Annotated in this window: 18 protein-coding genes; 16 read left to right on the top strand and 2 right to left on the bottom strand. The window is 65.5% G+C overall.

Annotated features, from left to right (window positions below):
* Nucleotides 1-261 precede the first annotated feature (261 nt).
* From DMP07_RS04740 to pth, 9 genes are all read left to right on the top strand, one after another.
* Nucleotides 262-1,248 (top strand): ABC transporter permease, encoded by a 987-nt coding sequence (locus tag DMP07_RS04740; RefSeq protein WP_123197985.1) that lies wholly within the window; start codon nt 262-264, stop codon nt 1,246-1,248.
* Complete coding sequence (locus tag DMP07_RS08970; RefSeq protein WP_244594861.1) at nt 1,238-2,155, top strand: ABC transporter permease; 918 nt, start codon at nt 1,238-1,240, stop codon at nt 2,153-2,155. Before DMP07_RS04740 ends, DMP07_RS08970 begins: the two co-directional genes overlap by 11 nt.
* A gap of 9 nt (nt 2,156-2,164) precedes the next feature.
* A complete protein-coding gene (locus DMP07_RS08965; RefSeq protein ID WP_244594860.1) occupies nt 2,165-3,121 on the top strand; it encodes an ATP-binding cassette domain-containing protein in 957 nt (318 codons plus the stop codon).
* A gap of 116 nt (nt 3,122-3,237) precedes the next feature.
* Nucleotides 3,238-3,861, top strand: coding sequence for an ABC transporter ATP-binding protein (locus DMP07_RS04730; RefSeq protein ID WP_244594859.1), 624 nt, complete (start codon nt 3,238-3,240; stop codon nt 3,859-3,861).
* Between the two features lie 231 nt (nt 3,862-4,092).
* Entirely contained in the window at nt 4,093-5,040 is a 948-nt protein-coding gene (gene trmB / locus DMP07_RS04725; protein WP_123197983.1) for a tRNA (guanine(46)-N(7))-methyltransferase TrmB, read from the top strand.
* Between the two features lie 153 nt (nt 5,041-5,193).
* Entirely contained in the window at nt 5,194-6,618 is a 1,425-nt protein-coding gene (gene glmU, locus DMP07_RS04720) for a bifunctional UDP-N-acetylglucosamine diphosphorylase/glucosamine-1-phosphate N-acetyltransferase GlmU (protein ID WP_123197982.1), read from the top strand.
* 310 nt (nt 6,619-6,928) lie between these two features.
* Nucleotides 6,929-7,885, top strand: coding sequence for a ribose-phosphate diphosphokinase (locus tag DMP07_RS04715; protein ID WP_123197981.1), 957 nt, complete (start codon nt 6,929-6,931; stop codon nt 7,883-7,885).
* A gap of 284 nt (nt 7,886-8,169) precedes the next feature.
* Entirely contained in the window at nt 8,170-9,321 is a 1,152-nt protein-coding gene (locus tag DMP07_RS04710; RefSeq protein WP_123197980.1) for an Mbeg1-like protein, read from the top strand.
* 89 nt (nt 9,322-9,410) lie between these two features.
* Nucleotides 9,411-9,968, top strand: a complete 558-nt coding sequence (pth, locus tag DMP07_RS04705) for an aminoacyl-tRNA hydrolase (protein WP_123197979.1) — start codon at nt 9,411-9,413, stop codon at nt 9,966-9,968.
* Here the strand turns inward: pth and DMP07_RS08910 are convergent.
* The gene (locus DMP07_RS08910; protein WP_211324512.1) at nt 9,961-10,347 is read right to left on the bottom strand and encodes a hypothetical protein; all 387 of its coding nucleotides are present in this window, start codon (nt 10,345-10,347) and stop codon (nt 9,961-9,963) included. The genes pth and DMP07_RS08910 overlap by 8 nt on opposite strands.
* Between DMP07_RS08910 and recJ the strand changes: the two genes are divergently transcribed.
* The 5 genes from recJ to DMP07_RS04680 all read left to right on the top strand — a co-directional run bounded on the left by recJ (nt 10,243) and on the right by DMP07_RS04680 (nt 18,615).
* On the top strand, nt 10,243-13,626 hold the full coding sequence (gene recJ / locus DMP07_RS04700) for a single-stranded-DNA-specific exonuclease RecJ (protein WP_123197978.1): 3,384 nt from the start codon (nt 10,243-10,245) through the stop codon (nt 13,624-13,626). The two genes, DMP07_RS08910 and recJ, sit on opposite strands and share 105 nt — an antisense overlap.
* Before the next feature lie 40 nt (nt 13,627-13,666).
* Nucleotides 13,667-15,982, top strand: coding sequence for a RelA/SpoT family protein (locus DMP07_RS04695; RefSeq protein ID WP_425303983.1), 2,316 nt, complete (start codon nt 13,667-13,669; stop codon nt 15,980-15,982).
* 123 nt (nt 15,983-16,105) lie between these two features.
* Nucleotides 16,106-16,786, top strand: a complete 681-nt coding sequence (locus DMP07_RS04690) for an MBL fold metallo-hydrolase (RefSeq protein WP_123197977.1) — start codon at nt 16,106-16,108, stop codon at nt 16,784-16,786.
* 42 nt (nt 16,787-16,828) lie between these two features.
* A complete protein-coding gene (locus DMP07_RS04685) occupies nt 16,829-17,881 on the top strand; it encodes an inorganic phosphate transporter (protein WP_123197976.1) in 1,053 nt (350 codons plus the stop codon).
* 65 nt (nt 17,882-17,946) lie between these two features.
* Nucleotides 17,947-18,615: a DUF47 domain-containing protein gene (locus DMP07_RS04680; RefSeq protein ID WP_123197975.1), complete on the top strand. Its 669-nt coding sequence runs from the start codon at nt 17,947-17,949 to the stop codon at nt 18,613-18,615.
* Between the two features lie 377 nt (nt 18,616-18,992).
* Here the strand turns inward: DMP07_RS04680 and DMP07_RS04675 are convergent, their stop codons facing one another.
* Complete coding sequence (locus DMP07_RS04675) at nt 18,993-19,970, bottom strand: SurA N-terminal domain-containing protein (protein ID WP_161957026.1); 978 nt, start codon at nt 19,968-19,970, stop codon at nt 18,993-18,995.
* A 186-nt stretch (nt 19,971-20,156) separates the two neighbouring features.
* Here DMP07_RS04675 and DMP07_RS04670 point away from each other — a divergent pair, with 186 nt between their 5' ends.
* Nucleotides 20,157-23,117 (top strand): insulinase family protein, encoded by a 2,961-nt coding sequence (locus tag DMP07_RS04670; protein WP_123197973.1) that lies wholly within the window; start codon nt 20,157-20,159, stop codon nt 23,115-23,117.
* Between the two features lie 236 nt (nt 23,118-23,353).
* Entirely contained in the window at nt 23,354-24,748 is a 1,395-nt protein-coding gene (gene hisS, locus DMP07_RS04665) for a histidine--tRNA ligase (RefSeq protein WP_123197972.1), read from the top strand.
* Nucleotides 24,749-24,752 lie beyond the last annotated feature (4 nt).

Raw genomic sequence — 24,752 nt, 5'->3', positions numbered from 1 at the left:
TTACGGCTTTCTTCGCGCAGGCGGCGCGTCCCGGCGACAGCGGACGGCCGCCTGCCGTTTTCGGAAGTCGGCGCGCTTCGCCGCTTTCGTCCGGCCGCGCTTTCCGCACGGCCTTTCCGCCTCGCCCGTCTTGTGTCGTTTCGGCGGGCGAGGCGTTCGCGCTCGTGTATCCTTGTCGCGTCCGTTTCCCGCGCGGCCGAATCGGCGCGCTCGGGTCGCGCCCGTCTTGCGGGCTGAAGAGAAAGAACGAACTATCGACCCATGGTCAAATTCGTCGTACGAAATATCCTGAAATTCGCGATGCTCATGGTTGCCGTGAGCATCGTGGCGTTCGTGCTGGTGGCGATGTCGCCGATCGATCCCGTGCAGGCCAACATGGGCCAGGCATCGCTCGTGTCCATGAGCGTTGAGAAGAAAGCCCAGCTCGCAGCCTACTGGGGCACCGATGCGCCGCTGTGGCAGCGTTATATCGAATGGGCCGGCGCCGCGTTGCAGGGCGATATGGGCCAGAGCCTGCGCTTCAACGCGCCCGTGGCCGACGTGATCGCGTGGCGCGCTGGCAATTCGCTGCTTTTGATGGGCTGCGCGTGGGCGTTCTCGGGCGTGCTCGGCTTCGTGCTGGGCGTGGCGTCGGGCCTGCGCCGCGACAGCCTGTTCGACCGCGTCGTGCGCGTGTATTGCTACGTGCTGGCGTCCACTCCCACGTTCTGGCTGGGCCTGCTCGCGCTGATCGTGTTCGGCGTGGCGCTGGGGTGGTTCCCGATCGGCTTCTCGGTGCCGATCGGCATGGCCGCCGAAGACGTGGGTCTGGGCGACATCCTGTACCACATGGCCCTGCCCGCCATCGTGCTGTCGTTTCTCGGCGTGGCGAACATCGCGCTGCACACGCGCGAGAAGACGATCGACGTGATGGGCAGCGGCTACATGCGCTTCGCCCGCGCCCAGGGCCAGTCTGCGTGGAAGGCGTTTCGCCTGCACGGCCTGCGCAATGTCGCGCTGCCGGCCATCACGCTGCAGTTCGCGTCCATCTCGGAGATTTTCGGAGGCTCGGTCCTCGTCGAGCAGGTGTTTTCGTATCCGGGCCTCGGCCAGGCGGCCGTCACGGCGGGCCTCGGCGGCGACGCCCCGCTGCTCGTGGGCATCGCGCTCGTGTCGGCGGCCATCGTGTTCGGCGGAAACCTGCTGGCGAACGTCTTGTACGGCGTGATCGACCCGCGCATCAGGAAGGGGGCGTCCCATGCGGTCTAGCACTTCGACGAACGGCGCCGCCGCATGCGCGGCTCGGGCTTCCACCGCCGCCATGAAGCGCCCGATCATCCATTGCCCGTCGAGCCGTCGCGTTCCGTCGCGCCGCCGCGTGTTCGCCACGTCGGTCGCGGCGGCGGCCATCCTGCTGGCGGTGGCGGTGCTGGGCGTGGCGCTCATGCCCCAAGCGGTGCAGACCGATATGGGCGCGCGTTCGCTCGCGCCTTCGTTCGAGCATTTGTTCGGCACCGACCGTCTCGGCCACGACATGCTGGTGCGCACGGTGGCGGGCTTGGCGCAAAGCGTGCTGATCGGTCTTCTGGCGGCGGGCGCGAGCGCTTTGATCGCTTTGGCGCTCGGCACCGCGGCGGCCCTCGGCGGGCGCAAGGTGGACGCCGCGATCACGTGGCTGATCGACCTCATGCTGGGCATTCCCCATATCGTGCTGCTCATTTTGATCTCGTATGCCATGGGCAAAGGGTTCGTCGGCGTGGTGGTGGGCATCGCGCTCACGCACTGGCCCAGCTTGGCGCGCGTGGTGCGCGCCGAGGTGCTGCAGGTCAAAAACGCGCCGTACGTGGCGCTTTCCCGCAAACTCGGGCAGTCGCGCCTCGCGGTGGCCGCGCGCCATGTGCTGCCGCACGTGTTGCCGCAGTTCATCGTGGGAACGATCCTGCTGTTCCCCCATGCCGTGCTGCACGAGGCGTCCGTGACGTTTCTCGGGTTCGGGCTTTCGCCCGAATCGGCCGCGATCGGCATCATCTTGTCCGAATCGATGAGCTATCTGTCGGCCGGCATGTGGTGGCTCGCGGTGTTTCCCGGCCTGGCGCTCATCGGCGTGGTCATGCTGTTCGATGCGGTGGGGCAGGGCCTTCGCCGCCTGAGCGACCCGGCAAGCGCGCAGGAGTAGGAGGGCGGCATGCAGGATATCGAAAAGAACGCGCCCGCGGGCGCCCAGGCGCCCGAGCACTCCGCGGTGCATGAAGACGGCCACGCGCACCACCATCACACCCACGCGGACGGCTCGCGCCATGCGGGCGGCCATCATCTGCTGCAGGTGGAAGATCTGTCGGTCTCGTTTTCGATGTACGACGACGCGCCCGACGCGGGCTTTTTCTCGTGGCTTTCGGCGCCGCGGCGCACGGTGGAGGCCATCCACGGGCTGAGCATCGGCGTGCACGCGGGCGAAATCGTGGCCGTGGTGGGCGCGTCGGGCTCGGGCAAGACCTTGCTCGCCGACGCCATTCTGGGCATTTCGGCCGAAAACTCCCTGGTCGAAGGGACCGTGTGGTTCGATGGGGAGCGATGCGATGAAGAGAGGCTCGACGCCCTGCGCGGGCGCGAGATCGCATTCGTTCCCCAGAGCGTCGAATCGCTCGACCCTTTGATGAAGGTGGGAAAGCAGGTCGAGCTTTTCGTACGCGACGCGACGCCCGAGGAGGCGCGCCGCCGCAGGCGCGAGGTGTTCGAGCGCTACGGCCTGGACGAGCGCGCGGCGAACCTGTATCCGTTCGAGCTGTCGGGCGGCATGGCCCGCCGCGTGCTGCTGGCGTGCGCTCTGGCGAACAGGCCGCGTCTGATCATCGCCGACGAGCCCACTCCTGGCCTCGATTTGGATCTGGCCGTGCGCGCGATGGACGATTTCCGCGCGTTCGCCGACGAAGGCGGCGGCGTGCTTTTGATCACGCACGACATCGAACTGGTGCTGCGCGTGGCCGACCGCATCGCGGTGTTCAAGGGCGGAACGGTGGTGGAGGAAACGGCCGTGGCGAACTTCGCCTCGCCCGAGCTGCTGCGCCATCCGTTCAGCCGCGCGTTGTGGCACGCGCTGCCCGAGCACGGATTCGAAGGGTCCGATAGGCAAGACGGCCGATAGCCGAAGGCCTGTGCCGCGCGCCGGGAAGGCTCGGCGCGCGTTCGCGGCGCGCGCGTCTCGGGGCCGCATTCGCCTGATGCCGGAACGAGCGGCGTCTCGCTGCGCCGTTCGCTTCGATGGCACGATTTCGAAGGGAGCACGACATGCTGCAGGCATGCGATATCGAATTCTCATACGGCAAAACGCCCATTCTCGAGGGCGTGAACATCGCCGTGGCTCCCGGCGAGCGGGTCGCGTTGAGCGCGCCGTCGGGACGGGGCAAAACCACGCTGTGCAAGATCTTGTCGGGCTACGACGAGCCGCAGAAGGGCACGGTCACGGTGGACGGCGCGCCGCTTCCGCGCAAGGGCGTCTCTCCCGTGCAGATGATCTGGCAGCATCCCGAACGGATGCTCGATCCGCTGATGACCATGGAGAAAAGCCTGGCGGAATGCCCGTGCGACGCCGCGACGCTCGCCGCTTTGCGTGAGGAGATAGGCGTGCGCGACGAATGGCTGACCCGGCGTCCGCGCGAGCTGTCGGGCGGCGAGCTGCAACGCTTCTGCATCGTGCGGGCGCTGGCGTGTTCGCCGCGCTACCTCATATGCGACGAGATTTCCACCATGCTCGACGCGCTTACCCAGGCCGACCTGTGGAAGCGCCTGCTGCGTTGGGCCGACGAGACGGGCGCGGGGCTTGTGACGGTGACCCATTCGCCCATGCTGCGCGACCGCATTGCCACGCGCGTCGTCGAGCTGTAGCCGCCGGCGGCCCGGGCGCGCTTGCGGGCGCGCCTTGCCTGCGGGGCGCCGGGTCGTGGGCGCCGCGTGTGGCCGCCGCCTTGGTTGCTCGCGGGCCGTCCGGCTCGCGCTTTTCGGCCCGGCCTCGCAGCCGCTTTCGTTTCGCGTGGTGTTTCGAATGCGCTCTCGCCAAGCGCGTCCCGACGGTATAGGATAGACGTTCGTTTTTCTTCCATCGAAAAGGAGCGTCTTATGCGCACCGCGCGTTCCCGTATGCCGAAAGATTTCTCGCTCGAAGACCGCTTGGCGGCCTGCGCCGACGCCGTGGAGTCGGATCCCGCGTCGTGGGCGGGAGCATGGCGTTTCTGGGCGCCGCGAGAATCGGCCGCTTCGGCTTCGAATCATGAATCGGGAAAAGATGCGGCGGCAGACGCTTTCCGCACGAGGCCGAGCCGTGACGCTTCCGTGCGCCGCGAAACCCCCTATGCGCATGTGTGCCTCGATTTGGGCTGCGGCAAGGGCGAATACACGGTGGCCTGCGCGAAAGCGAACCCCGACGTGCTGTTCGTCGGACTCGACATCGAGGGCGTCTGCGTGATGCGCGGCGCCGAGCGCGCGCTGGCCGAAGGCGTGTCCAACGTCGTGTTCGTGTTCGAGGAGAACCCCGATCTGGACTTGTCCACGCTGTTCGCGCCGGGCGAGCTCGATGCGATCCTGCTCAACTTCTCCACGCCGTTCCCGAAAAAGAAGAAGGCCCCGCTGCGCCTGACATATGTGGGCAGGCTTATGGCCTATCGCGCCGTTTTGGCCGAGGGCGGCATGGTGCGCCTGCGCACCGACAGCCAGCCGTTGCGCGATTTCTCGCTCACGCAGCTCGAGCTTGCGGGCTACGACCTGCGTTGGAGCACCGACGACGTGCGCGCGATGTTTCCCGACGAGCCGTGGAGCGGCTACGAGAACAAGCTGGTGGCCCAGGGCGCCACGGTGTACGGATTCGAGGCCGCGCCGCGCATGCCCGGCCCCGACCCCGAATCCATCGTGCAGACCGCGCCTTTGAGCCTGGTGAGCTATCTGCCCGAAGACATCGAGAGCCTCGATTATGTGCCGCACGGCATGCAGGGCTGCGTGGAGAACATGCGCGGCCGCCGCGCGAACCGTCGCGCCAAGGGCTTGCCGGAATGGACGCGCCCGGTCATCTAGCGTCGTGGCCGGGTCGGTAGGCGAGGGTTCAGGCCGCATGCTTTCGCATGCCGTTCCTGCCGATTGCATGGGTTCTCGCCTGCGGCTTCGGCCTGCTTGCAGGCTGCGTTATACTTCGCATGTCTTTATTGCCGATGCGAAGAAGGTTCTCGCATGAACGCCAAAGCTTTGATTCTTGCAGCGGGTGCCGGCACCCGTATGAAATCCGATAAACCCAAGGTGGCCCACGAGGTTTTGGGCAAGCCGCTCGTGCGCTGGGTGGTGGACGCCGCCCGCAAGGCGGGCATCTCCGACGTCATCTCCGTCCTGGGCCACATGAGCGAGCGCGTCGCGCCTCTCGTGCAGGACGACACGCAGATTGTCATCCAGACGCAGCAGCTGGGCACAGGCGATGCCGTCAATGCCGCTCGCGAGGCCATGACCTGCGCCGACGGCTCGATCGCCGAAGGTTCGCTCGTGGTGCTTTCGGGCGACTGTCCCCTGATCACCCCCGAGACGATCGCCGCCCTCGTCGCCAAGCGCGAAGAGACGGATGCCGCCGTGGTGGTGCTTACCATGCAGATGGAAAACCCCTTCGGCTACGGCCGCATCGTGCGCGAGGGCGACGCGGTGGCGCGCATCGTCGAGCAGAAAGACGCCACGCCCGAAGAGGCCGCGATCACGGAATGCAACGCCGGCTTCTATTGCTTCGACGCGCCGGCGCTTTTCGATGCGCTTTCCCGCGTGTCCAACGACAACGCGCAGGGCGAGTACTACCTCACCGACGTGCTCGAAATCTGCCGCGCCGACGGCCGCGAGGTGCTGGCGCTGACCACCGACGACGCCGAGGAAGCCATGGGCGTGAACTCGCGCGTCCAGCTGGCGCAGGCGACCAAGGCCATGCAGCGCCGCATCAACGAGCGCCATATGGCCGCGGGCGTCACCATGTGGGACCCCGATACCGTCTGGATCGGCCCCGACGTGGAAATCGAAAACGACGTGGAGCTTCTGCCCACGACGTTTCTTCTGGGCCGGACCAAGGTGGGCAAAAACAGCGTGGTCGGTCCGAATACCCGCCTGACCGACACGGTGGTCGGCCGCGGCTGCCGCGTGGACGAAACGGTGGCCGAGGGCGCACGTATCGACGACGCCGCCACGTCCGGCCCGCGCGCGTATCTGCGCGCCGGCACGCATCTGTGCGAAGGCGCCAAGGCGGGCACGCATGTGGAAATCAAGAAGTCCACGATCGGCGCCGGCAGCAAGGTGCCGCATCTGTCCTACATCGGCGACACCTCCATGGGTTCGGGCGTCAACATCGGCGCGGGTTCGATCACGTGCAACTACGACGGCGTGAACAAGCACCCCACGGTGATCGAGGACGACGTGTTCGTGGGCAGCGACTGCATGCTCGTGGCTCCGGTGAAGCTCGGCCGCGGTTCCATCATCGGCGCGGCGTCGTGCGTCACGCGCGACGTGGAGGCCGACGCCCTTGCCCTCGAGCGTTGCGAGCAGCGCGAAATCGCCGGCTGGGCCGCCCGTCACAGGGAGAAGCTGCGCGCCCGCAAGGCCGAGGCCGAAGCGCAGAAGAAGGGCGAGTAGCCCGCGCATCGCGTCGTTTTCCAGCGCCCGTCCGGGTCGTCCGGCGGGCGCTTTTCGTTCAGGCGGCGCCCCGCTGCGCGAAGACGCCGAGGTACCGGGCCGCAGCGAGAACGCCGCGGATGCGCCGCCGTGCCGTTCGCCGCACGAAGACGGCCTTTCCGCGGCCTTTCGCCGCGAGGGCATCGTTCGCCGCGGCCCGCGCCCGCCTTCGCCGTCCCGGTGATTTCGCGAGGTGGAGGGCATTTTCCCCAAGAACGGGGTAATATGGTATGCGGTTGTTTTCATGGGAATAGAGAAGGAGCGAATATCCATGACCGACATGAAGAAGAGCATGGCCGTTTTCAGCGGCTCTGTGAACCCCGAGCTTGCCGACCAGATCGCCGATGAACTGGGCGTGTCTCTGGGCAATGTGAAGCTCGAGAAGTTCGCGAACGGCGAAATCTATGCTCGCTACCTCGAAAGCGTGCGCGGCGCCGACGTGTTCTTGATCCAGTCTGTCGCAGGCGCCCACATCAACGACGCGCTCATGGAGCTCCTGATCATGGTCGATGCCGCCAAGCGCGCATCCGCCCGCACCATCTCCGCCGTCATCACGCACTTCGGCTATGCCCGCCAGGACCGCAAGGCCGCCCCGCGCGAGCCGATCACGGCCAAGCTGGTCGCCGACCTGCTCGAGACCGCCGGCGTGAACAACGTGATCACGATCGACCTTCACCAGGACGCCATCCAGGGCTTCTTCGACCGCCCGGTGAACCACATGACCGCCATGCCGATCTTCGTGGACTATTTCAAGAAGAAGGGCTTCGATCCCGAGAAGCTGTGCGTCGTCTCTCCCGACGTGGGTCGCGCGAAGGCCGCCAAGAAGTTCCAGACCATGCTCGGCAGCGATATCGCGATCATGCATAAGGATCGCCCGCGCCACAACCAGGCCGAAATCACCGCGCTGATCGGCGACGTCACCGACAAGATCTGCATCCTCAACGACGACATGATCGATACCGCCGGCTCTCTGGTGGCCGCCGCCGAGACCCTGAAGGCCAAGGGCGCCGCCCAGGTGTTCGCCTGCGCCACGCACGGCATCTTCAGCGGCCCGGCGTACGAGCGCATCGCCAACTCCTGCATCGAGGAGGTCGTGGTGACCAACGTCATCCCCGTCCCGCTCGACCGTCAGACCGGCAAGATCAAGGTCCTGTCCGTGGCCCCGCTGTTCGCCAAGACGATCCGCAACGTCTACGAGAACGGCTCCGTCGCTTCTCTGTTCGAGTAGGGAGGCGCCGCCCGCCCGCCGTGCCCGCATATGCGGCCCGGCCGGACGGATACAGAGGCATGTTCGAAAGCCCGCCGCATCGCGACGGGCTTTTTCGCGCCATGCGCCCGCGCCGTTTCGAGCGCGCGAAGGTCTTGCATGCGCCTCGGACCCGCCCGCGTGCGTGACGTCTCGTTATCAAAGGCGCGCCCAGGCCCGCACGAGGTTCGTTCGTATGAGAAGGTGTAGCGCGTACGGAAGGCGCCGCCGCGCGCCTTCGCTTCGGCGAAAAGGGAGGGCGCTCGATGCGCAACATCATGGACTACCTGGCGACGGAGTTCGCCACGTTCGACGAGGTGCCGTTTTGCGCCGTCGACGCGCTCGTGCTTTCCGAGTTCTGCATGGTGCGCATGGAATGCATCCTGCCCGCCATGAAGGAAGAAAGCACGATCGGCGGCCGCGCCGCCGCGCGCCTGAAGGCCCTGCTTCCCGGAAAGAGGGGGGTCTGCTTCAAAGACGCCCTGATGGCCGAGCATTTCTCCGACATGTTCACGGGGTTGGTTCCCGAAAAGATCAAAGAGCTCATGTTCGCCCTCGCGGCCAGCCCGCGCTTTCGCGACATGCGCATGGAAGAGTGCGCGAGCGTGTTCGACGAGGGGGCGTGCACGCAGTTCGCGGCGCTTTCGTTCTCGTATAGAAACGAGTTCGCCTTCGTGGGGTTTCGCGGCACGGACTGCTCGTTCACGGGCTGGCGCGAAGATTTCGATATGGCCTACATGGACCTCGTGCCCGCGCAGGAAAGCGCGGTGCGCTACTTGGACGCGGCGGCGCCCCGCTTGCCGAAGCGCCTGTTCGTGGGCGGCCATTCCAAGGGCGGCAACCTTGCCATGTATGCCGCGGCGAAGTGCGACCCGAAGGTGCGCGCCCGCATCGCGCGCGTGTTCTCGTTCGACGCGCCGGGATTTCGCCGCGGCATGTTCGACGCGGCCCAAAGCGCCGCGCTGGCGCATCTGCTCGACCGCTACGTGCCGCGCGAATCGCTGATCGGCATGCTGATGGAATACCCCGCGCCGTATTCCGTGGTGCAGTCGAGCGAATCGGGCGCGTGGCAGCACGACCCGTTTTCGTGGGGGATCGACGGCTTCGATTTCGAACGGTGCAGCGGGCTGGCGTCGTCCGCCCAGTTCGCCCACGACGTGATCGAGCGTTGGCTGGCGCGCTACGACGAACGGCAGGCGCGCGAAATCGTGGACGCGCTGTTCGAGGCCATGAAGGCGTCGGGCGCGCAGGATTTCTCGGAGTTCCTCAAATTCGGCCCGAAGACCCTCGGCCTGCTGCGCGACGCCGCGAAGAACAGCGACGAAGAAACGCGCGCCGTCCTGACGGCCGCGATCGGCGACCTTGCCGAAGAGGCGGCGCATCGCGCCTGGCGCGGGCAGGCGGATTTGGCGAAATAGCGGCCTCGTCTTGCGCGTTTTATGCATTTCAGGGCGGCCTTGCGCGCCGCATGGCACAATTTCGGCCAGAAGAATGCAAGGAGGAACGCATGCGTTTGATCGTGGGTCTGGGAAATCCCGGCGACGAATACGCCCATACGCGCCATAACGCCGGCTTCGACGCCGTCGACGATCTGGCCGAACAGCTCAGGGCGACGTATTGGAAAACCGAATGCGGCGCGCTGACCGCCAAGGTGAAATATCGCGGCGAGGAGCTTATTCTGGCGAAGCCGCAAAGCTATATGAACGTTTCGGGCGGCCCGGTGAAGCAGCTGTGCTCCACGTACAAGGTGGCGCCCGCCGATCTGGTGGTCATTCACGACGAGCTCGATATCGACCCCGGCACGGTGCGCGTGAAATTCGGCGGCGGCCTGGCGGGCCATAACGGCCTCAAGTCGATCGCCGACAAGCTGCAGACTAAAGATTGGACGCGCGTGCGCGCCGGCATCGGCCGTCCGCCGGGACGCATGCCGGTGGCCGATTGGGTGTTGAGCCTGCCGAAGAAGGAAGCGCGCGACGATTTCGACCAGGCCACGCATCGCGCGGCCGAAGCGGTGCTGTCGCTTCTCGATAACGGGCTCGAAAAGACCCAGCAGAAATTCAACTGACGCCGAAGGCCGGTTCCGCGGGAGCCGGCCTTTTCGTTGCGCGGCCGCGGCGCACGTCGCGGGGCGGGCGTATGGCCCCCGCCGTTTTCCCGATCCGCTTTTCCTGACGGCGTTCGCCGCGGTCTTCGGCCGGCGTATGCCGGGTGGGCATCGCGTCGCGCCGATCGCGTTTCGGCAACGGCCGTGCCGAGCGGGCCGATCGCGCGTCGAAATCGGGATAAATATGCGACAATGGCACGTGAAAAAGAAGGTATGACGTAAGGCACGTGACATTATGGCAGCGCAATTCCATGTGGCGTCGGCTGACCCGACGCTTGTATCCGCTTTTCAGCAAGAATTCGGCCTCCCGCGGTTCGTCGCGCGAACCATGGCGGCCCATGGCATTTCCAGCGTCGAGGAGGCGCGCGCGTTTCTCGCGCCCGACCTGGAGCGCGACTGGCGCAATCCCTACGAGATCCCTGACATGAAAGAAGCGGCCGACCGCATCGAGGCAGCGATTCGCGAAGGCCGCCGCATTCTCGTGTTCGGCGATTTCGACCTCGACGGCATTTCGGCGACCACCGTGCTCACGCGCGGCCTGCGCGCGCTCGGCGCCGATGCGGTTCCGCTCATCCCGAAGCGCTTCGAGGAAGGCTACGGCCTCACGGCCGCCTCTATCGCCCGCGCCGAAAGCCACGAGCCGTCGCTGATCGTCACGGTGGACTGCGGCATCTCGTGCAAAGACGAAGTGAACGCGGTGCTCGCCGACGGCATCGACGTGGTGGTCACCGACCACCACGAGCCGGGCGCATCGGTGCCCGAAGGCGTTCCCGTGGCCGACCCCAAATGCGATCCTGCATGCGAAAGCTCTATTCTCGCGGGCGTCGGCGTGGCGCTCAAAATGGTGCAGGCGCTCGGCGGCCGTCTGGGCCAGCCGCACCTGTGGCGCGAATACACCGATTTCGCCACGTTGGGCACGGTGGCCGACCTCATGCCGCTGCGCGGCGAGAACCGCGCGCTCGTGGCCGACGGCATCGCCCGCATGAACGCGAATCCGCGCCCGTGCATCGCGGCGTTGATCGGCGTGTGCAACGTGGCGGGCAAGCCGCTTTCCTCCACCAATCTGTCGTTTTCGCTCATCCCGCGCCTCAACGCGGCGGGCCGCATGGGCAACGCCGATCTGGCCCTCGAGCTGCTGATGGCCGACGATTTCGAAACCGCCCAGGTCAAGGCGACGGAGCTCGACCTGGTCAACGACGCGCGCCGCGCGATCGAAGCCGACCTTGCCGAAGAGGCCAAGGGCAAGGCCGACGAAATCTATACGGGCCAGCGCGCGCTCGTGGTGGCGGGCGAGGGCTGGCACGAGGGCGTGAAGGGCATCGTGGCGTCGCGCCTGGTGAACGCATACGGCGTTCCGTCGCTTCTGTTCACGATCGAAGACGGCGAGGCCCGCGGTTCGGGCCGAAGCGTCGGCCGGGTCAATCTGTTCAAGGCGGTCGAATCGGCTTCGGACATCCTCACGCGTTTCGGCGGACACGAAGCCGCCGTGGGCGTGACGCTGCCCGCCGATAAGCTGCCCGAATTCGCCGAGCGTCTTTGCGCCTACATGGACACGCTGCCCGAAGACAGCTTCCATCCGCTCATCGAGGTCGATTCGCTGGTCGATTTGGGCGAGCTGACGCTCGAAAACGTCGACGCGCTCGCTTCTCTGGCGCCGTTCGGCCAGGAGAACCTCACGCCGCGCTACCTGGCGCGTAACATCCGTCTGTCGAACTGCCGCGCGGTGGGCGCGGGCAAGAACCATCTGGCCTGCACGCTCACCGACGGCGCGTCGTCGGTCGATGCGATCATGTTCCACTGCGACGGCATCGGCGAATTCATGGCATGCGGCAGCGTGGTGGACGCGGCGTTCCAGGTCCAGGTGGACGAATGGCGCGGCCGCCGCACGGTGAAGTGCATGCTCGACGTGGTGGAGCCCGCCAGCGCCTGCCCGGCGCTCAAGGCGTGCCTGCCTGTCGAAGACATGGAATTCATCGACGATTTGTGCTGCGAAGACAGGGAGCCTTGCGTCGACGGCCCGTGCTGCTGCGAGGCCCAGAAGCGCGAGCGCCGCGAGCATTGGGAGACGCTTGCCGCAAACGACCCCGAGGGCCTGACGGACGCTTTGGTCGAAGCCGTCATCGGCGTGGGTTCGCTGCATGATGCGCAGCGCCGTGCGCTCGATTGCTTGGCCCGAGGCAAGAATACGCTCGCGGTCATGGGAACCGGCCGCGGCAAATCGCTCGTCTTCCACGTGCACGCCGCCCGCTGCGCTTTGGCCGCGGGCCTTGTCAGCGTGTTCGTGTATCCGCTGCGCGCGCTCATTTCCGACCAGGCGTATCACCTGGCCACGCTGTTTTCGAACTTCGGCCTGACCGCCGCCGTGCTGACGGGCGAGACTTCCTTCGACGAGCGCGTCGACGTGTACGGCGGCCTGGCCGACGGCTCGATCGACGTGCTGCTCACCACTCCCGAATACCTGGCGTGGCATGCGAACGACATCGCGGCCTGCGGGCGCATCGGATTTCTCGCGGTCGACGAGGCGCATCATATGGCCCAGGCGGGCTCGGGCAAGCGCGCGGCATACGACCGCCTGCGCGACATCGCGGCTCTGATGGGCGGCCCTGTCGTGCTGGCCGCCACCGCCACCGCCCCCGACGAGGCCGCCTCGTGCATTTCCGACGTGCTCGGCATCGACGAGGTGGTCTACGACGCCGCCGACCGCGGCAATCTGCAGGTGGACGACCGCCGCAGCCTGCGCGATAAAGACAGCTACCTGGCGTCGATCGTCGCGTCGGGCGAAAAGACCATCGTGTACGTGAACTCGCGCATGGGGTCGGTCGACTTGACGCGCAGCCTGCGCCGCATGGTTCCTCAGATCGCCATGCAGATCGGCTTCTACAACGCGGGCCTCTCGCGCGAGGAACGTACGCGCATCGAGCGTCTGTTCAGGGAAAACGTCTTGCGTGTGCTCGTGTGCACGTCCGCTTTCGGCGAAGGCGTCGACATTCCCGACGTGCGTCACGTAGTACTCTACGGCATGCCGTTTTCCGAGGTGGAATTCAACCAGATGAGCGGCCGTGCCGGCCGCAACGGGCGCGAGGCGTGCATCCATCTGCTGTTCGGCAGCCGCGACGCCGCCGCCAATCAGGACGTCTTGCGCCAGGCTGCTCCCGAGCACGATGCGCTGGGCCAGGTGTATCGCGAGTTGCGCTGCCTGCAGCGCGACGCCGAATCGCGTGCCGCCGCCTGCGCCGAATCCGTGCGCGGCGAGGATATTTTCTTTACAATGTCCGACGAAGAGCTGGCTCGCGTCTGCAACGCCCGCACGCCGCGCTTTTCCGTGACGCCCGATGTGTGCGCCAGCGGCATGGCGGTGTTCGAAGAGCTCGGACTCGTGCGCACGCGCGCGGGCTCGATGCAGGGCGGGCCGACCCGGGAGGTGCATGTCTGCGCCTTCGGAGGCAAGGTCGAGCTGACCGATAGCGTTCGCTACCGCGAAGGCCTCGACGAGTCGGAATCGTTCGCCCGCTTTACCGAGTGGGTGATGCGTACGCCGGCGTCCGTTCTGCGCGACAGGATCATCAGACCGATCGCGCCCGCGGGCGTTTCGGGGGAAGGGGATAGCCATGCCCGATGATGCGAAGGTGGAAGGTCGCGACGCCATGCAGGTCGAGCCGATGCTCGCCAATGCCGTCGGCGAGCCGATCGGCGAATTTTTCGGCGGCGGCATCGCCCCCTCGGCCAATCCGTCCGAGGCGAAGTCGCCCGAAGTGCGCTTCGCGAAGCTGAAAAGGATCGCGTCGGGCTATTTGCCCGAAGAAGACTGCGCGATGCTCGAGAAGGCGTATCGCTTCGCTTCCGAGGTCCATGCCGGCCAGAAGCGTAAAAGCGGCGAGCCTTTCGTCGCGCATCCTATCGAGGTGGCGCTGATCCTGACCGATCTGCGCATGGACGCGGACACGCTGTGCGCGGCCCTTCTGCACGACACGGTGGAAGACACCCCGACGACGGTCGAACAGGTGTCCGAGCTGTTCAACCCGCAGGTGGCCCAGCTCGTGCAGGGCGTCACCAAGATCACGCGCATCGAGGTGGAAAGCCTGACCGACGAGCAGGCGGCCACGATCCGCAAGATGTTCGTCGCCATGAGCAAAGACATTCGCGTCATTGTGATCAAGCTCGCCGACAGGCTGCATAACATGCGCACGCTCTCGGCGCTGCGCGAAGACCGCCGCATTTTCAAAGCGCGCGAGACGCTTGAAATCTATGCGCCCATCGCGCACCGCCTGGGCATCGGCTCGATCAAATGGGAGCTCGAAGACCTGTCGTTTTATTACCTCGACCCGGTCAAGTTCGGCCAGATCAGCCGCATGGTGGCTGAAAGCCGCATGGAGCGCGAACGCTACCTGGCCGACGTGATCGATCTTTTGACGGGCGAGCTGGACAAGGTGGGCATCAAGGGCCATATCGCAGGCCGCCCTAAGCACCTGTACTCCATCTACCAGAAAATGACCAAGCGCGGAAAAGGTTTCTCCGAGATCTATGACCTGATCGCCGTGCGTGTTATCGTGAAGTCGGTGAAGGATTGCTACTCGGTGCTCGGTGCGGTGCATTCGCTGTGGCATCCTATGCCCGGTCGCTTCAAAGACTACATCGCCATGCCCAAGCTCAATATGTATCAGAGCCTTCACACCACGGTGATCGGTCCGTCGGGCCGTCCGCTCGAGGTGCAGATCCGCACCGAGGAAATGCATCGTATGAGCGAATACGGCGTGGCCGCGCATTGGCGCTATAAGGAAAAGGGAAGCAAGGCCGACGCCGCCTTCGACCGCCAGATCGCCTGGCTGCGCCAGATGGTCGACTGGCAGGAGGAGACCAAGGACTCGCGCGAGTTCCTCAGCGAGCTCAAGGTGGACCTCGCGCCCACCGAGGTGTTCGTGTTCACGCCCGCGGGCGAGGTCATGAGCCTGCGCAGCGGTTCGACGCCGGTCGATTTCGCATACAACGTGCACTCCGAAGTGGGCAATCACTGCGTCGGCGCCAAGGTCAACGGCGCCATCGTGCCGCTGTCCTACGAGCTGCAGATGGGCGACCGCGTCGAAATCCTCACGCAGAAAAGCGCCACGCCGTCGCGCGACTGGATCAAGATGGTCAAGACGCCTTCGGCGCGCAGCAAGATCCGCAGCTATTTTTCCAAGGTGAGCCGCAGCGACGACCTTGCCCTGGGCCGCGAGAAGCTCGGCCGCGAAATGAAGAAGCACGGCCTGGGCCTGGGGTCCACGTCCTCGGTGCGCGCGCAGAAGCAGATCGCCGAGCAGATGGGCTACAAAGACGTCGAAGACATGCTGGTGGCGATCGGCGCGGGCAAGGAAACCGTGATGCACGTGGCGAACCGTCTGCTCAAGGTCTTGCATCCCGAGCCCCTCGACGACACCCCCGCCATTCCTATGATGAGCAGCGGGGTCATGCCGCCCATGATCACGTCGGTCAAGCGCCCGCTTCCGCGCCGCGCCCATTCGTCCAACGGCGTCGTCGTGGCGGGCCTCGACAGCGCGCCGGTGCGCCTTTCGCGATGCTGCAACCCCGTCCCGGGCGACAAGATAATCGGCTTCGTCACGCGCGGCCGCGGCGTTTCGGTGCATCGGGCCGATTGCCCCAACGCGAAAGACCTGATGCGCGACCAGGGGCGTCTCATCGGCGTGTCGTGGGAGGAAACCGCGGAGAATACAAGTTCGTATCAGGTTGAGGTGTTCATTGAAGCGCCCGACCGCATGAACCTTTTGCGTGATATTATCAACACGTTGTCCGATACGGGCGTCAACGTGCTCACTTCCAATACGGCAAGCCATTCAGACGGCATCGTGGAAATGAGGTATCTGTTCCAGGTGTCGCAGGTTTCCAACATCGAGAACATCCTGGAGTCGTTGCGCAAGATCGACGGCGTGTTCGATGCCCGCCGCATGCTTCCGGGCGATGCGGTGCATCGAAGGAAATAGAACAAGGGGAAAGGTCCTGCGCTTTCGGGCTCGGGACCTTTGGCGCGAAGGGGTCCGCTTGCGCGGTGTTTTCGCGTAAGAGCCTCTCGGCGCAAGGCCGAGGGGGAATCGAAAGGAATATTGATGCGTGCGGATCGCAAACGCGTCGTCACCGACGCCAACGGCTGCGTTCCTGTGTCCATCCTGACCATCGGCATGATGGACAACAACTGTTTTATCGTGTCGGCGGGCCGCGAAGAAGGCGCCCCCGCGTTGGTGGTCGACCCTGCGGGCGATGCCGACGCCATTTTGAAGGCGCTCGGTTGGCTCGACCTGAAATACATCGTCTGCACCCATGACCATAACGACCACCTGGTCGCGCTGCCCGCGCTGCAGAAGGCGACGGGCGCCAAGGTGGTCGCCCATCCGCTCGATTCGAAGATCATCGAATCCGGCCAGCCCGGCTATTTCGGCGATTGGGACGCCGTGGCCCCCGTGCATGTGGACCGCAAGGTCAAAGACGGCGACTCGATCAAGCTCGGATCGCTCGAGTTCAAGGTCCTGCACACTCCTGGCCACACCAAAGGCGGCATCTGCCTGTATCTTCCCGGATTCGACGGCAAGCCCGGCTTGCTGTTCTCGGGCGACACGCTGTTCCGCGGCGCAACCGGCCGCGTCGATTTCGAAGGCGGCAGCGCGCGCGAGATGCGCGCGAGCCTGCGCAACAAGCTGAGCGCTCTGCCCGATGCGACGATCGTGTATCCCGGCCACGAGGGTCTGACGACCATCGGCATGGAGCGTCGTCGCGTCATCGAGGCGTTTTAGCGGAGCGGCGCCGAGGCGCACGCGATCGATCGGAGGATCTAAGTGACCGTCGAATTCGGAACCTTCATGATGGGGGTCATGTCCGACCCGCTCATGCTTGCCGTCACGCTGCTCAACGTTGCCGTCATCGTCGTCAACGGCGCGACCGATGCGCCCAATGCCATCGCGACCGTGGTGTCGACGCGCTCTATGAAGCCGCGCCCCGCGATCATCATGGCGGCGCTTTGCAATTTTCTAGGACTGCTCGTCGTTTCGGTGTTCACGAGCGCCGTCGCCAACACCATCTTCAAGATGGTCGATTTCGGCGGCGATAACCAAGCCGCGCTCGCGGCCCTGGCGGCGGCCATGGTGGCCATCATCGTCTGGGGCGCCGCAGCCTGGTTCTTCGGCATACCCACGTCGCAGAGCCATTCGCTGATCGCGGGCCTGACGGGCGCCGCGATCGCCGCGGTGGGCAGTTTCGACGCCATCAACTGGGGCGAATGGATGAAGGTCATCTACGGCATCTTGTTGTCGACCTTCCTCGGATTCGGTATGGGATGGCTGACGTCGAAGGTCATCGCGCGGCTGTGTCGCAACGTGCAGCGCGCCAGGGCCAACCAGGTGTTTCATTGGGGCCAGATCATCGCCGGCGCGGGCGTTGCGTTCATGCACGGCGCCCAGGACGGCCAGAAGTTCATGAGCATCTTCATGCTGGGCATTGCCCTGGCTTCGGGCCTCGGCCAGCCCGCCCAGCTCGCCTTGCCCGTGTGGCTCATGGTGCTGTGCGCCGTGAATATGGGCCTGGGCACCGCTATCGGCGGCGAGCGCATCATCAAAAACGTCGCCATGAACATGGTCAAGCTCGAGGTGTACCAGGGCTTCGCAGCAAGCGCTTCCGCCACGCTGTGCCTCATGATCGCCACGTTCACCGGCATGCCCGTTTCCACGACGCATGTGAAAACGACGGCCATCATGGGCGTCGGCGCCGCCAAGCGCAAGAGCGCCGTGAAGTGGCAGGTCGCCATCGACATGGTGAAAACCTGGGTGCTCACCTTCCCCGGATGCGGCCTCATAGGCTTCTTGACGGCCGAGCTATTCCTTCTCTTCGTATAAATGCGCGCCGCACCGCGCGTCGGCGCGCACATGCGCCGCTGTTTGCCACATGAGAAAGGCCCACGATGAGTCTCAAGCAGAAATTCAACTATTTCGACGCGTTCGAGAAGCAGGCCGATTTGGCATGCCGCGAGGCAGAGCTGCTGATCGAGATCATCGAGAACTTCCGTACGTCCGAAGCGCTTCTGGACGATATCAAGCGCGCGCATGAAATCGAGCACGAGGCCGATATGGTGTGCCACGATATCTTCGACGCCGTCAGCGCCGATTTCATCACGCCGATCGACCGAGAGGACATCATCTCGCTCACGCAGAGCATGGATGACATCCTCGACTACATGGAGGCCACCATCCAACGCTTCTATATGTTCGACGTGCAGGGCATGCATCCGCGCGCGATCGATTTCGCGAAGCTGCTGCTGAAGGGCTGCGAGGCGCTGAAGGCCGCCACGTGCGAGTTCAAAAACTTCAAGAACGCCAAGAAGCTCAAGCCGCTCATCGTGGAAGTGGGCGACGTCGAGGAAGAGGCCGACGACCTGTTCTTCACGGTCATGCACGACCTGTACACGAGCGCCCGCAAGGATGCTTCTCCGTCGGCCGATCCACATGATGTGCGCGAAGAGGCCGTCGACGTGTTCATCTGGGACAAGCTGTTCCAGCGCATGGAGAACACGGCCGATACCTGCGAGCGCGCTTCCGATATCATGCGCTCGATCATGATGAAGTACGCTTAGTAGTTGCGTCGGCCTTCCGGCCGACGCAACGAGTCGACGCTGCAAAGCCGCCGGGCGCCCTGTCTCGACCCTCCGTGCTCCGGTCACGTGCGAAGCACGCTCCCTGCGCCAGTCGGGCCGATCCAAGGCACCAGGCGGCTTTTCGCTGCGTTGCGGCGACCTGGAACATCTCGCGATTCGTCCCGTCTGGTCGCGTACCGAAGTACGCTTCCTCGGTCTTTCACGCCGACTGCACTCGCCGCGCTCGCCCTCGCCTGCGTTGCGGCGGCCTGGAGTATGCGACGATTCGTCCTGTCTGGGCGCGCGCGAAGTGCGTTTCGTCCCGAATTCGCTTCGGCTTTTGTTCGCCGGCCACGCTTTCAAGGGCGTGGCCGGCGTTATTTTTCCAGGAGATGGCCCATCGCCCACCGCAGGGCCGTGGCGCGGCGGGTTTTCTGCGCGAGCATCCAGAGCTTTCCCGTGGCTTCGAGCTCGCCGCGAAGCGATGCTTCGCGGCCGGGTGCCATGTCCGCCAGCACGGCCGTTTCGTCTTCGACGGTCGTTTCGAGGCCCTGTTTCATGAAAACGGTATCGAGCGCGATGTCGCGCGTGAGGTCGTCGAAGGCCTCGTCGGCAAGCGCGTCTTTCACATCCTGCGGCTTTACGCGGTTCGCGATGCGGTATTCGCGATAGGTAATGCCGCTTTCGGCCAGCTCGGCCATGAATTCTTCCTTTTTGCGCGAAAAGGCGTCGTCCACGAGCGCATCGGGCACGGTGCCGTTCAGGCGCGCGCGCAGCGTTTCCGCCACGAATTCTTCGTCGGTTCTGCCTTCGACGTCGCGGGGCAGGGGCGAATCTCCCTCGCGCGCTGCGGCTTCGTCGTCCGAAGGGCCGGGCCGGCTTTCGTCGGCCGGCGTTTCGGACGCCTTCGCGGCTTCGTCGCACCCTTCCGATCCTTGCGCATTCGTCCGCTCGCCGCCGCGCGCGGATGCGCGCTTTTTCGCGCGTCGCGCGATCGGCGTTTCCATATCCAGGTCCATGGCGGGAACGGGGTGCACCGTGATGCGGAACGAAAACGGCGCGCCTTCGAAGAAATCGGTCAGCGCCTCGGTTTTCGGCTCCCCGACGAACGGGGGGCAGGCTTCGGCAAGGGCCCGGTCGCCCGCGCGGTTCATGACGCTTTCGCGCAGATAGGTTTCCATCTCGCGCGCCGTAAGCAGCTGCGCCGCCCGCGTGCGCGCATCGCTTTCGGCGCATTTGAGAATGCGGGCGAGCCGTGCCAGGGCGCAGGTCGTCAAGGCGTCCGTCTCGGCGGCCTCGAGCGTGACTTCGGCCGAAAACGGCGCGGCGTGTTCATCGAATACGGCGATATCCATAAGAGCCCTCCTGTCGACACCCTGCTTCGGCCCCATTGTATAGCCGCGTGCGCGTGCGGGCGCCGTATGTGGCCGTCGCGTTGAAAACGCGCTGCCCCGGCGCTGCGCACATGCTGTGCAGGCGCGATGCGGCCGTTTCCGCTTGGTCTATAATCCATCGCGATACCCTTATCGATAGGAGCCACCATGCTTTCAAGCCATGATTTCCAAGCCGGCGCCCGCACGCACGGCTTCGTCGTGGAATCGTCGGAGCCGCTTTCGGAAATCGACGGATCGGCGCACGTCATGCGCCATGAGAAAAGCGGCGCTCGCCTGCTTTTCCTGCAGAACGCCGACGAGAACAAGGCGTTTTCCATCGCGTTCAAGACGCCGCCCGCCGACGACACGGGCGTCTTTCACATCCTGGAGCACTCCGTGCTGTGCGGCTCCGAGAAATTCCCCGTCAAAGAGCCGTTCGTCGACCTGCTGAAAACCTCGATGCAGACCTTCCTCAACGCGCTCACGTTCCCCGATAAAACCATGTACCCGGTGGCAAGCACCAACGACCAGGACCTGATGAACCTGACCGACGTGTATATGGACGCGGTGCTCAACCCCGCGATCTATGGGAAGCGCGCCATTTTCGAGCAGGAGGGCTGGCATTACGAGCTCGACGAAGAAGGCGCCGAAGAGCTCGACGCTGCAGCGCCCGAGCCGCGCCTGCGCTATAACGGCGTGGTGTTCAACGAGATGAAAGGCGCGCTGTCCGACCCCGAAAGCGTGCTCTACCACGCGGTGAATGCGGCGCTGTTCCCGGACACGTGCTACGCCTTCGAATCGGGCGGCCATCCGCGCGCCATTCCGCAGCTGACCTACGAGCAGTTCCTCGACACGCACGCGCGCCATTACCGCCTCGACAACGCCTATATCGTGCTCTACGGCAACGTCGACGCCGAGCGCATGCTGTCGTTTTTGGACGAGCGCTATCTGTCGGTCGAGCGTCCGCGCGTCGAAGGTGTTCCCAACGAAATCGGCGTGCAGGCGCCGCGCGTCGCCACCGACGTCACGGCGACCATGGACACGGCTCCCGAAAACGCCTGCGTCGGCCTGGGCTACGTGGTGGGCGAGGCGCGCGATTTCGAACGCGTGCTGGCGTGCGACGTGCTGATGGACGCGTTGATGGGCGGTAACGAATCGCCGATGAAGCGCGCGCTGCTCGACGAGGGCCTGGGCGGCGACGTCACGGCATACCTGATCGATTCCCAGGCGCAGCCCGTTGCGCTGTTCCAGCTGAAAAACGCCGAAGCGGGCAAGGCGCAGGCGTTCATGGAAGCGGTCGAACGCGAAGCGGCGCGCCTGGTGCGCGACGGCATTCCGCGCGACGTGTTGGAGGCATCCCTTGCGCAAATGGCCTTCGACCTGCGCGAACGCGACCGCGGAATGGCTGACGGCGTGCCTTTGGCCATGAATGCGCTGGCTGGGTGGCTCTACGACGACGCCATGCCCACCACGTATCTGCGCTATGAAGACGCGCTCGCCCATATGCGCGCGGGCCTCGACGGCCGCTATTTCGAAGACGTGCTGGCCGCGCTGGTATGCGAAAGCGGCCATAAGGCGCTCGTCGATCTGGTGCCGGGCGAAGACGGCGCCGCATCCGAGGAAGAGGCCGAGCTCGCCGAGACGCTTGCCGCCATGAACGACGCCCGCCGCCAGGCCGTGCGCGACGACGTGGCCGCGCTGCGCCTGATGCAGGAGACGCCCGACGCGCCCGAAGCCACGGCGACGCTTCCGCGCCTGCGGGTGAGCGACATCGGCGCCGCCGTGCCCGACCCGGCCTTCGACGTGCTGCTCGACACGCCGGTGCCATGCCTTCATCACGACTTGCCCACGCGCCATATCGATTATCTGTCGCTGTATTTCGACATGGACGGGCTTGCGTTCGACGACCTGCCCTACGTCACGCTGCTGGGCATGCTGCTGGGCCGCCTCGGCACCGCGCAGCGCAGCGCGGCCGAGCTCGACGTGCACATGCGCACGCACCTGGGCTCGCTGCGCTTTTTCGCCGAGGCCTATTCGTCCGATTCCGACCCCTCGAAGCTCTCGCTCAAGATGGTCGCGTCGGCGAGCGCCCTGTCCGAAGAGCTCGAGCATCTCGCCCGCATTCCGCGCGAGGTCTGGGCGAGCACGGCCTTCGACGACGCGGGCAAGATCCGCGACATCCTGGTGCAGCGCCGCATTTCCATGGAGCAGTCGTTCATGGGCGAGGGCCACGTGCGCGCGATGAACCGCCTGTCGTCGTATCTGTTCAAGTCGGGCGTGATCAAAGAGCAGATGGGCGGCGTCGATTTCTACCGGTTCCTGTGCGAGTTGATCGATCATTTCGACGAGCGATTCGAAGAGCTGCAGAAACGCCTGGCCGACGTGCGCGACCGCATTTTCACGAAGGACGGCATGGCGGCGAGCTTCACGGGCTCGACGGCCGACCTGGAGCGCTTTTGGGAAATCGCGGGCGATTTCGGACTGTCAGGGCAGACGGCCCCGGGCGACGGCCTGCGTTGCCGCTTCTCGTTCGGCGACCACGTGCCCGAGCCGAAGGCCAAACAGGAAGCGTTCATCGTGCCGGGCGACGTGTGCTACGTGGCGAAGGGCGCCGACGTGCATGAGACGGTCGCCTACGACGGAGCCTGGGCGGTGCTGTCCAACGCGCTTTCGTTCGATTACCTGTGGAACGAGGTGCGCGTGAAAGGCGGCGCCTACGGCGTCGGATTCCGCATCGGCCCCGACAGGTTCGGCCGCTTCTATTCGTTCAGGGACCCGGGCGTCGACGCCACGATCGCCCGCTATGACGAAGCGGGCGCATGGCTTGCGCGCTTCGCGCCCGCCGAAGACGAGATGGAAGGCTATGTCGTCAGCACGGTGGCCTCGCATGACGCGCCGGTCAAGCCGCGCCAGACGGCCCGTCGCCAGGACGTGGCGCTGTTCTCCGGCAAGCCCGAGGACTACCGCGAACGCCTGCGCGAAGAGAAGCTGGCCGCGACGCCCGAGAAGCTGCGCGCATACGCCGAGGTGCTCGACCGCATCGCGGCCGACGGCGCGGCCTGCGCGTTCGGCGGCGAAAGCGTGCTGCGCGCATCGAAGCGCCCTTGGGAGTTCGTCGAGCTGCTGTAGCGGGCGGCCGCGTTTTCCACCGCGCCGAAGCGGGGCGGCTTGCGGGCCGCCCCGCTTTTCGGGTCGAAGGCGAAGCCCGGGGCGGGAGGCTTGCTTGCCCCGGGGGCCGGTGCCAGGCCTGGCGCTCCAGGGGCCGTTTTGCTTCTTTCGCGTTTGCGCCCGATGCGGTTTCGTTCGAAGCCGCGGTGGTGATAAAATATCGCGTTACGAATAACGCCACGTCGCAAAGGATTACCATGCCCTACAACGCACCCGAGGGAACCGCCGATATGCTCCCCGCCGTCGCGCGCCTGTGGCGCACGACGACCGACACCGCGGCGAAGCTGTTCTCCACGTATGGCTACGAGCCGATCGATACGCCTCTGTTCGAGCTGACCGAGGTGTTCACGCACGGCATCGGCGAAGCGACCGACGTCGTGGGCAAGGAGATGTTCGTCGTCCGCAGCGGCGAGAACTACAAGCGCGCCCTGGCCGCCGGCTCCGACGCCGGCCTCAAGGCGAAGCAGAAGCTTTCGCTGCGTCCCGAAGGCACGGCGGGCGTCGTGCGCGCGGTGGTGCAGCACAACCTGGTCGAGCAGGGCGCCGCGCCCGCGAAGCTGTTCTACGCGGGCCCGATGTTTCGCGCCGAGCGTCCCCAGAAGGGCCGCCTGCGCCAGTTCCACCAGATCGGCGTCGAATGCTTGGGCGCTTCCGAGCCCACCGCCGATGCCGAGATGATCATCATGCTCATGCGCTTCTTCGAGGTCATGGGCGTGCCCGCTAAGAACATGCGCCTGCTCATCAACTCGATGGGCGACGACGCCTGCCGTCCCGCCTATCGCGAAAGCGTCCGCGAATTCATCCTCGCCCACGAAGACGAGATGTGCGAGGAGTGCCGCCGTCGCGCCGACACCAACCCGCTGCGCGCCTTCGATTGCAAGAACGAGAACTGCGCGCACGTCATGGAGGCCGCGCCGAAGATCGTCGACCACCTGTGCGACGATTGCCGCGCCCACTATGAAAGCGTGAAGGCGCTGCTCGATGCGGCGGGAATCTCGTACGTCGAAGACCCCACGCTGGTGCGCGGCCTCGACTATTACACGCGCACGGTGTTCGAGGTGCAGGTCACCGAGGGCATGGGCTCGCAGAGCGCCATCGGTGGCGGCGGGCGCTACGACGGCCTCGCCGAAACGGTGGGCGGCCGCCCGACGCCGGGTCTCGGATTCGCGCTCGGCTTCGAGCGCATGGTGCTCGCGCTGGAAGCGGCCGGCGCCTTGAGCGAAGGCTCCAAGCGCGTCGACGGCTACATCGCCTGCGTCGACCAGTCCGTGCGCCCCGCGGCGTTCGACCTGGTGTGCGCCGCGCGCGACGCCGGCCTCTGCGTCGAGATGGACCACCAGGGCAAAAGCCTGAAGAGCCAGTTCAAGATGGCCGACAAGATCGGCGCGCGCGTCGTGGTCATCCTGGGCCCCGACGAGCTCGCCCAGGGCAAGGCGCGCATCCGCAGCATGCAGAAGCACACCGAGAAGCTGGTCGACATCGACGCCGCCAAGCGTCTGCTGTCCCAGTTCGGCGGCCAGCTCGTCGGCAGCGGCTCGACGCCCGTCAATATTGATGCTGTGTTCTCTTTCGAGAATGACGATAAGGAGTAAGAAA

This window comes from Slackia faecicanis (assembly GCF_003725295.1).
Classification (GTDB): Bacteria; Actinomycetota; Coriobacteriia; order Coriobacteriales; family Eggerthellaceae; genus Slackia; species Slackia faecicanis.
Note: the sequence above shows the minus strand (reverse complement) of the source record. Positions and strands in the feature narration are given on the sequence as shown.

Coding starts and splice junctions, on each gene's coding strand:
- DMP07_RS04740 (WP_123197985.1), top strand. CDS start 262: ATGGTCAAATTCGTCGTACGAAATATCCTGAAATTCGCGATGCTCATG.
- DMP07_RS08970 (WP_244594861.1), top strand. CDS start 1,238: ATGCGGTCTAGCACTTCGACGAACGGCGCCGCCGCATGCGCGGCTCGG.
- DMP07_RS08965 (WP_244594860.1), top strand. CDS start 2,165: ATGCAGGATATCGAAAAGAACGCGCCCGCGGGCGCCCAGGCGCCCGAG.
- DMP07_RS04730 (WP_244594859.1), top strand. CDS start 3,238: ATGGCACGATTTCGAAGGGAGCACGACATGCTGCAGGCATGCGATATC.
- trmB (WP_123197983.1), top strand. CDS start 4,093: ATGCGCACCGCGCGTTCCCGTATGCCGAAAGATTTCTCGCTCGAAGAC.
- glmU (WP_123197982.1), top strand. CDS start 5,194: ATGAACGCCAAAGCTTTGATTCTTGCAGCGGGTGCCGGCACCCGTATG.
- DMP07_RS04715 (WP_123197981.1), top strand. CDS start 6,929: ATGACCGACATGAAGAAGAGCATGGCCGTTTTCAGCGGCTCTGTGAAC.
- DMP07_RS04710 (WP_123197980.1), top strand. CDS start 8,170: ATGCGCAACATCATGGACTACCTGGCGACGGAGTTCGCCACGTTCGAC.
- pth (WP_123197979.1), top strand. CDS start 9,411: ATGCGTTTGATCGTGGGTCTGGGAAATCCCGGCGACGAATACGCCCAT.
- recJ (WP_123197978.1), top strand. CDS start 10,243: ATGGCAGCGCAATTCCATGTGGCGTCGGCTGACCCGACGCTTGTATCC.
- DMP07_RS08910 (WP_211324512.1), bottom strand. CDS start 10,347: ATGGGCCGCCATGGTTCGCGCGACGAACCGCGGGAGGCCGAATTCTTG.
- DMP07_RS04695 (WP_425303983.1), top strand. CDS start 13,667: ATGCTCGCCAATGCCGTCGGCGAGCCGATCGGCGAATTTTTCGGCGGC.
- DMP07_RS04690 (WP_123197977.1), top strand. CDS start 16,106: ATGCGTGCGGATCGCAAACGCGTCGTCACCGACGCCAACGGCTGCGTT.
- DMP07_RS04680 (WP_123197975.1), top strand. CDS start 17,947: ATGAGTCTCAAGCAGAAATTCAACTATTTCGACGCGTTCGAGAAGCAG.
- DMP07_RS04675 (WP_161957026.1), bottom strand. CDS start 19,970: ATGGATATCGCCGTATTCGATGAACACGCCGCGCCGTTTTCGGCCGAA.
- DMP07_RS04670 (WP_123197973.1), top strand. CDS start 20,157: ATGCTTTCAAGCCATGATTTCCAAGCCGGCGCCCGCACGCACGGCTTC.
- hisS (WP_123197972.1), top strand. CDS start 23,354: ATGCCCTACAACGCACCCGAGGGAACCGCCGATATGCTCCCCGCCGTC.